The sequence below is a fragment of the Tardiphaga sp. genome (assembly GCF_041424195.1).
Taxonomy (GTDB): Bacteria; Pseudomonadota; Alphaproteobacteria; order Rhizobiales; family Xanthobacteraceae; genus Tardiphaga.
The window spans coordinates 1-2,723 of sequence record NZ_JBGMOE010000004.1; the positions used below are offsets into that span (position 1 = coordinate 1).

A 2,723-nucleotide genomic window follows, 5' to 3' on the forward strand; every position below is an offset into this window, starting at 1 on the left:
GAAGGAAGCAGCCACAACGATTTCGCTGCGGGTCGTTCCGGCTCCCACCGCGCAGCCAGCGAGAGCGAGGCTGCGCCTCGCCACGCTGACCAGCGCGGCCGGCGGGCAAGGCCCGTCCGACGACACGGCTTTGCCGGGTCGGCTCTTTCCTTTTATGAGCGGTGCGCGTGTGACGCGCCCCCTCCATCCTTCGCTAAATGCTCAGGGTCCCCAGTTTTGGGTTGACCATGCCCCGCATGGTCAAGGGTCGTCCGGGGGACGATTCGACCCAAAACTCCGTGCCGGGGAGGATCTTTGAGCTGTCGGTATGAGGTATTGGCATGGCCATGATGATCAAAACCTTGCTGGTTGCAGGACGCGACCGCCAGCGGCTGAGTGAAATCGTCCAGATCGCATCGCGCTTCGGCCTTGGCATCCTGCTCGCGCGCTTCGGCCTGGAGCGGGCCACTGCCGCTGAGGCGTTGACGGACGAACCGCAAACGCTGCCGCGACGCACCCGCCAGGCACTGGAAGAATTGGGGCCGACCTTCGTCAAGCTCGGGCAAATTCTGGCGACGCGCGGGGATTTGCTGACGCCCGAATGGGTGGCCGAGCTCGAACACCTCCACAGCAGCGCACCGACCCTGCCGTTCGAGACGCTGCGGCCCGCCGTCGAAGCCGTGCTGGGGCAAGCGCCGGAAACCGCGTTCGCCGTCTTCGACCCGCTGCCGCTCGCCGCTGCTTCGATGGCGCAAGTCCACCGGGCGAAACTGAGCGACGGGACGCAGGTGGTGCTCAAGATCCGCCGCCCCGATATCCGCCCGCGCATGGAGGCGGATTTGCGGTTGATCGCCGAACTGGCGGCGCTGGCGGAAACGAGCAGCGCCGAAGCGCGGCGTTTTCGTCCGCGCGAACTGGTGCGGCAATTGGCGCAAGCGGTGCTGGAGGAGCTCGATTTTACCAGCGAGGGGCGCAATGCCGATCGCCTGCGCGCCGATTTCGCGCAGGATCCGCGCGTCGTCATCCCCGAAATCCATTGGCAATGGACCTCCGAAACGCTGCTGGTGATGGATTTCATCGAGGGCGTGCCGCCGCGCGAAGCGGCGACCTTGCGGGCGGCCGGGCTCGAGCCTGCGGTGATCGCCGCGCTCGGCGCCGATGTCGTGCTCGACATGGTGATGATCAACGGGCGCTTTCACGGCGACCCGCATCCCGGCAATTTGCTGTGCCTGCCGGGCAACCGCATCGCTTTGCTCGATCTGGGGATGATCGGGCATGTGTCGCCACGGCGGCGCGAGGAAGTGATCGCGTTCGTGCAATCCCTGTCCTCGGCCGATCCCGAGCAATTGGCGGACGTGTTCGGCGCGTGGAGCGCGGGCAGCGGTGTCGCGCAGGATCGCATACAGGCAGCGGCCGAGCGGCTGATCGCGCGGCATGGCGGCGGGCCGATCAAACTGAGCGCGTTCGTGGCGGATTTGCTGCCGTTGCTGCGCGATGAAGGCATGACGATGCCGCCCGACCTGCTGCTGATGTTCAAGGCGCTGATGACGATCGACGGGGTGCTGCAGGCGATCGAACCCGATTTCGATTTGGCGAGCGCGATGCAGCGCGCGTCGCTGCGCATGGCGCGCGCGCGGCTTTCGCCCGACCATTGGGCACCGGTGCTGCAAGCGCTCGCATGGGAGCTGAGCAAGATCGGCGGGGATGCGCCGCGACTGGTGCGCGCGGTGATCCGGCGACTGGAGCAGGAGCCGGTGGACGCGCCGCATGCCGATCCGTCTCGCGCGATCGTGGCAGGCGCGCGCTGGATTGCGGGGGCGATCCTGGCGGGGGCGGTGATGGTTGCGGTGGCGATGATGCTGGGCTGAGGCCGGTCGACGAATGGCTGTGCAGGGTTGCTTCAGATGCAGGAAGCGTTGGTCGGCCGCTTGCGATCAAACCGCGCCGCTCCGGTTGCCCGAAACCAGCCCTTAGTGCAGCTTTCGGCAATGGTAGGACCGGAAAAGCGCCGAAAAACTTCTTGTGGACCCGTCTTGGCGATTGTCATCCTCGCGCTGATCTTCGGCGGCTTTGTCCTGCTGGCTTGGCTGGCTCCCGACGTTTGATATTGGAGCTCGAAAACTGATAGGGCAGGAAGCGTCCAATTCCGGACGTTTAATCCAGAGCGGCTCTGGTGCGGAGAAACGAAAGGTATCGTTGATCTTCGGCGGCAAACAAATCCGCTCCAGCCCCGATATAAGCCCGCATCAATTCGTCGGCAGCACGATCATGCTCCTCCATATCGAATAGCACCTGACCCAAGCGAAGATGAAGGAACGGATTGCCCACCGCGTCGGGACAAACCATCGCATATTCCAGCGCCTCTTTCGCCGAGGTCTTGTAATTTGCGAGAAACGCCGCGTCGCCGATTGCCGCTAAAATCCAAGTAGATGCATTCCATTGGCTCTTTGGTTCGGGGACAATTTCCCACGCTCGATTATATTCGCCGATGGCTTCTTCATATCTGCCAGCAGACGCGAGTGCGTCACCGTCAGAGCAAAAGTGCTGGATCGCCTCATGGACGGTCGATGGTAATTCTGGGGACGCCATGACGACAGAGGGTAGTCGGATGCGGCTCTCCACTCAATGACAGCTCTCCACACAGTTTTCGCCGTCTTCGACCCCTTCGCGATCGGTTGGCGGCTCCCGCCCAATAGCGGACGTGCGACGTATGTGCTCCAAGGCTCTCATGCGCAGATCAACAT

The 2,723-nt window shown here is 63.7% G+C and carries 2 protein-coding genes; one reads left to right on the forward strand and one right to left on the reverse strand.

All coding sequences use genetic code 11. The features are described 5' to 3' along the window. Nucleotides 1-320: 320 nt before the first annotated feature. The gene (locus ACEK02_RS00190; RefSeq protein ID WP_371419806.1) at nt 321-1,847 is read left to right on the forward strand and encodes an ABC1 kinase family protein; all 1,527 of its coding nucleotides are present in this window, start codon (nt 321-323) and stop codon (nt 1,845-1,847) included. A gap of 286 nt (nt 1,848-2,133) precedes the next feature. Here ACEK02_RS00190 and ACEK02_RS00195 read toward each other — a convergent pair whose 3' ends face one another. Next, a complete protein-coding gene (locus tag ACEK02_RS00195; RefSeq protein WP_371419807.1) occupies nt 2,134-2,601 on the reverse strand; it encodes a hypothetical protein in 468 nt (155 codons plus the stop codon). Nucleotides 2,602-2,723 lie beyond the last annotated feature (122 nt).

What these genes read in the sequence shown, in the direction of transcription:
- ACEK02_RS00190 (WP_371419806.1), top strand. Translation starts at nt 321, where the DNA reads ATGGCCATGATGATCAAAACCTTGCTGGTTGCAGGACGCGACCGCCAG.